At 60.5% G+C, this 4,690-nt stretch carries 7 protein-coding genes; 6 read left to right on the top strand and 1 reads right to left on the bottom strand.

The window, feature by feature from the left end; all coding sequences use genetic code 11:
- From VEK15_21480 to VEK15_21455, 6 genes are all read left to right on the top strand, one after another.
- Positions 1 to 256: hypothetical protein (locus tag VEK15_21480; protein HXV63285.1), on the top strand; the 256-nt coding region annotated here is incomplete at its 5' end.
- Positions 257 to 1,159: 903 nt separating this feature from the next.
- Positions 1,160 to 1,300: a hypothetical protein gene (locus tag VEK15_21475; protein HXV63284.1), complete on the top strand. Its 141-nt coding sequence runs from the start codon at positions 1,160 to 1,162 to the stop codon at positions 1,298 to 1,300.
- A 418-nt stretch (positions 1,301 to 1,718) separates the two neighbouring features.
- On the top strand, positions 1,719 to 1,982 hold the full coding sequence (locus VEK15_21470) for a hypothetical protein (GenBank protein ID HXV63283.1): 264 nt from the start codon (positions 1,719 to 1,721) through the stop codon (positions 1,980 to 1,982).
- Positions 1,972 to 2,574 carry a hypothetical protein gene (locus VEK15_21465; GenBank protein ID HXV63282.1) on the top strand — a complete coding sequence of 201 codons (603 nt, stop codon included), beginning with the start codon at positions 1,972 to 1,974 and terminating at the stop codon, positions 2,572 to 2,574. Before VEK15_21470 ends, VEK15_21465 begins: the two co-directional genes overlap by 11 nt.
- Positions 2,575 to 3,342: 768 nt before the next feature.
- Positions 3,343 to 3,555, top strand: a complete 213-nt coding sequence (locus tag VEK15_21460) for a hypothetical protein (protein HXV63281.1) — start codon at positions 3,343 to 3,345, stop codon at positions 3,553 to 3,555.
- Positions 3,542 to 3,850, top strand: a complete 309-nt coding sequence (locus VEK15_21455; GenBank protein ID HXV63280.1) for a hypothetical protein — start codon at positions 3,542 to 3,544, stop codon at positions 3,848 to 3,850. The genes VEK15_21460 and VEK15_21455 overlap by 14 nt, the downstream gene beginning before the upstream one ends.
- Positions 3,851 to 3,936: 86 nt before the next feature.
- On the opposite strand, the gene VEK15_21450 is transcribed toward VEK15_21455, so the two are convergent.
- Entirely contained in the window at positions 3,937 to 4,143 is a 207-nt protein-coding gene (locus VEK15_21450) for a hypothetical protein (protein ID HXV63279.1), read from the bottom strand.
- Positions 4,144 to 4,690 lie beyond the last annotated feature (547 nt).

The following is a 4,690-nucleotide window of genomic DNA, read 5'->3' as shown; positions in this document are numbered from 1 at the left end:
TATGCCCGCGCGCTCCGAGGCTTCCGTTGGCTTCTCCATTCACACCGGCTGGGCCGCGGCGGTCGTGGTCGAAGGCCCGTTGCGAGCCCCGCGGATCGTGGACCGCGCGCGTCCGCCTCGCGGATTCGGACGATACGGTCGAGGCACAGGTCTACCAACGGGCCGCAGAGATGGCGAGCGCTGCCGACTCAAGCTCGTTCATGAGGCGACGCGCGCCGCTGCCCGACGGGCGGCCCAGGCGAAAGGACAAGGATAAAGGATAGGAACTTCAATCGGGCCTTCGGAGGGAGAAGGATCAAGAAATCGGTTGTCGTGGGCAGAGAGGATAGGGTCTGGGAGTGGGAATCGGAGGTTGTGCAGGCCGGAGGCCATGTTTCGATGTCGATACCGGAGTCGAGGCGCACCTGGCGGCCACACGCGAGAGGACGCCGAGGCTCTCTGCCACCTAGCCCTGCGTCTCGTGGGGTTCCGAGCTCGAGCAAGACGCGCCAAAGAGCAGCGCGATCACGCTGGGCGTGGCGGGCTTCGTCGCAAGAAGCACACTGGCTTCATGATTCAATCATGGCGAGTCTTCAAGCAGCGGAGAGCGACGGCGTCACATCCGACCTCACCTCAAAGTTATCTGCAATGGGAGCTGACGGAGTTAGCGCGGGAGGGTCTCATGCGAAGATCGCACTCCTGGGAATCGACGGCAGGAGCCACAACGCAAGCGGGCGAAACCACATTCCGGCGACGCGCAGTCAAGGTAATTCAACGGTGCCACCGCGAGTTTAGCGCGTCCCGGGAGCGCGTTTACTTCTTCTTGGTCCTTCTGCTGCCCGAACCTAGCGCCCACCGTCATTCTTAGATCAAGCAGGGGATGGCCTTGCGCCCAAAGTGGCGCACGCTCGAAAAGAATCCAGCTCCGATGTGTACCGCGCACCTACGCACGTTGTCGAAGCCATAGACGCGATCCGTCGCGGCTCGAGACTTCGAAAACGTTTTCTTCGTTGAAGAGTCGTTGCACGTACTCCTGCGGTGCAAAAAAATTCATGTTTTAAGAGTCGTATGAACAAAATCGATTTGAAATCGCTTTGCAGCGACCCGCTTCTTCTTCAGCTTTCGAAACTCGTGCAGCAGTCGCGAGAAGGTCGACCCGCTCGCGCGGGCACGCTACCTGGTGCAGTTCACTGCGACCGATGAGCTCCGAAGAAATCTCGATCGGCTCAAAACGCTCATGCCGGGGTGCGACCTGGCCTCGATGGTCGAGGCGGCGGTGGGCGAGAAGCTCGAACGTCTCGAGGCCAGACGCATTGGTTAGACGCCCAAACCGAGAAAGAACGTGGACGAGGCGGATACGTCGCCAGGAGTGCGCGGCATATCAGCTCCGGTGAAACGTTTCGTGTCGGAACGCGACGGCGGTCAATGCACCTTCGTTTGCAAGGACGGGCGTCGTTGTCCCGAGCGCCTTGACTTTGAGTTCCATCACCGGAACCCGTATGGCCGCGGTGGGGATCGAAGCCCCGTCAACATCGTTCTCATGTGCAACACAATCTCTACATGGCGGAGTTGGATTACGACAAAGAGCTCATGGACCGCTACAGCCGCTCAGATGACGTGATTCGTGAGCCTGCGCCGACGTATGGGCTCCGTCGAGAGTGGTCATCGACCGCTCGTAGCTTGACGAGCTCATGGGCGCGACTCCGCAACGCGGAATGAAACGCGATACGATGGACTTGATGCGACCTCGAAGATCGGCTGCGGTCTCGGACACGAGCCCCGAAGCCGAAGAAGTGCTCCTGCAGCTTCTCAGAGAAGCCCCGCCCTGGCGTAAGCTCGAGATCGTTTCCGACCTAAACCGAACGCTGCGCGAGCTCGTCCTGAGCGAGCTCGGTGAGCGCTACCCTCGCAAGTCGGACGACGAGCTCCGTTTCCTTCTCGCCGAACGGTTGTACGGAGCTGAAGTTGCACGCGCGATAGAAAAGGCCCGTCTTGGCCGTTGAGCCCGAGTCTGACGTTATTGCGGTCACGCTGCGTGTGGTGGAGCTGCTCGAGGAGCTCGGTGTTCCGTACGTCATCGGCGGCTCGCTGGCGAGCTCCGTTCACGGCACGATGCGGTCCACGGGAGATGTCGATTTCGTCGTCGATCTGAAACCCGAGGATGTTCCGCCGTTCGTCCAGGCGTTGGGTGACGAGTTCTACGTTTCCGAGAATCGGGTCACGCGATCGGTAGAGGCCGGTGGAAGCTTCAATGTCATCGCGCTCGAACCGATGTTCAAGGTCGACTTTTTCGTCGCAAAGGACAAACCGTTCGAGTCGTCTCAGTTGCGTCGGGGTGAAGCGCTTCGCGTTTCCCGCACCGCGAATGAGCGCGTCAACGTCTCGACCCCGGAGGATGTCGTCGTGGCAAAGCTGAGATGGTACCGCAAAGGGGGTGAGGTCTCCGACCGCCAATGGGAGGACGTTCTCGGCGTTTTGAGGGTGAAATCCGGCACCCTCGACGAAGAGTACCTAGAACGCATGGCGGAAGAAGTTGGAGTGAGCGATCTGCTCACCGAAGCTCTCGACGAAGCGGGTGGCGAGAAAAAGAGCTAGCAGGCAAGTCCCAGGCCGAGCTCGGTGGTCAACGAGAGGGCATCAGGACCAGGGTGACCGCGAACATGCGCTGGATACTCCCAGATGGCTCAGGGCGACACAAGATCCAATTCGAAGGGGACCGCGGGGCCATTTATCGGTGCGACGCTAGAGCACACGCGTTTCCTAGAACGTTGGTGCCAACGGAGCCTAACGCCCCGTGGGGACGAGCCGCTCGAGCTCGGTGAACCAGGCTCGAAAGACACCTCGATTTTCGCCTTGTGTTCGCCTAAACGCGCAGCTCCTCGCGCTCGGCTGCGATCCTGGCAACGGCTGGTCGTTTTTCATGGACTTTCGCGAGCTGTGTCCAACCCGGCTTCCAACGATCAATCTCCGCTAGGCCCTCACCGCACTCACTTCACAGGAACCAGCCGCTTCAGCTCTTCATGCCAATTGAGCACGACGTGGAGCTCTTCGGGAAGCTCTCTTCGCATGACCACCAGGAATCGTTTTCCGTCGTGGCTGACGTCGTAGTTGTCGCGGTTACCGCTGCGGCGCGACGCGAAGACGATTCGTGAGCCGTGTCGAGCTCAACAGGCGTTTCTAGGTTGTGGCAAGCAGCGGACCTGATACGGCTGGCGCAAGTTTTTCAAGAAAGAAGGGAGGTTCACACCGCCGGATCTCGTCTCCATTACCCATGGAGGCGTTTTATGCATCATTTCTTCGCTCGAAGCCGCACGACCCCATTCGCCGGCGGTATTTCCGATATACTCGAGAAGGAGTCGATTCATGGATCTCGTCATTCGTCTTTCGAAGCCCGAGGAGCTCAAGGCCATTCCCATACTGCTTCGCCACTCGCCGGGTACGGTGCTTCCGAACGGCACCTACATCATCTCGGGAGGGGCTGCGAAAGCGTTGCGTGCCGCAGGAATCGAATTCCAGGAAATAAGTCGGTTGACCCACGTGCCACCGAGAGGCGGCGCGTCGGGTGAAAGAGTATGAGCTCTACATCCCGACTTATTACAACGACCGGCGGCCGGTAGGGCCTGAGAAGTTCGATTCACTCCAGGAGATTCTCCTGCAGCAGTTTGGCGGCGTCACTTACTTTTCCGTACCCAACAGCGGTCTTTGGAGAATGGCCGACGTCGTTTACCGTGACGAAGTCGTCATTTACCGGGTGATCACGTCGGAGGCAAAGTCCGCACGGCGGTTCTTCGAGTTGCTGAAGCAACAGCTCAAAGTGGAGCTGGAGCAGGAGGAAATCCTGATCGTCGAGCGTGACGTAAGAACACTCTGACTCGACGGAGGACCTCGACGATCGGACGATCGCGCTCCCGTCGGCAACTCGCCTCGGAAACGAGTCAGAATGAAACGAAGTGCGCGTTACGGTCCACTAGGCGGGCCGGGGATCGTCGCCGGGTCCGTATCGTCGTAGAGCTGCTCAACCAGCCCCGCTCGCCGCCGCAACACCGCTCTCTGATTGATATGACCCTTGTCCGTGATCTCACCGTCATCGACCGATGGTGGCTCGATCAGAATCATCGCCCCTTCCAGGCGCTCGGTCGCCGCCCCGTGCGTACCAGCGGGCACGGCGAGCTCGAGAGGGTCGGCTATGGCCGGTTAGTCGAACACGAAGACCGACCCGCCGACGAGCGGTTCCGGCAAACTCGAGCGATGGGCGCTTCCGGGAAAGCGCCAGCCCATGACGCGACCCCTCCGCTCTCGACCGAGCTTCGCACCCCGCGAAGCTACCACCGCGGTGCCGAGGCATTCAACATCTGCTCACGCGCCGGTTGTCTCGGAAGGAGCTTTGCTTCGAAGTCGAGGGCGACGACCAACTATCCTCGACACGTAACCTCCCCGAAGACGCCTCGCGCCAGTGACGCTCCTCGTTCGTGTCGCAGGACCTCGTTGGTCCGTACGGTCCCGCCGTCGCGGTTGAACGAGGTTACGAGCTCCGTCGCTCCCTCCGTCGGAGGCGCTGAAGGATGAACGCGAGCGTCGCGAGAGCGGCCACCAAGAATACCGTGAGACGACGACGGGACCAGCTCGACGGCAAGCTCATAGGGCGCGCATCGCCGAGCAGGACGAACGGGGCCCAGAAAAAAGACCGGGGACGCGGTCGCGTCCTCAGCTG

This window comes from Vicinamibacteria bacterium (assembly GCA_035620555.1).
In the GTDB taxonomy this organism is placed as follows: domain Bacteria; phylum Acidobacteriota; class Vicinamibacteria; order Marinacidobacterales; family SMYC01; genus DASPGQ01.
Note: the sequence above shows the minus strand (reverse complement) of the source record. Positions and strands in the feature narration are given on the sequence as shown.

What these genes read in the sequence shown, in the direction of transcription:
- VEK15_21470 (HXV63283.1), top strand. Translation starts at nt 1,719, where the DNA reads ATGCGACCTCGAAGATCGGCTGCGGTCTCGGACACGAGCCCCGAAGCC.
- VEK15_21460 (HXV63281.1), top strand. Translation starts at nt 3,343, where the DNA reads ATGGATCTCGTCATTCGTCTTTCGAAGCCCGAGGAGCTCAAGGCCATT.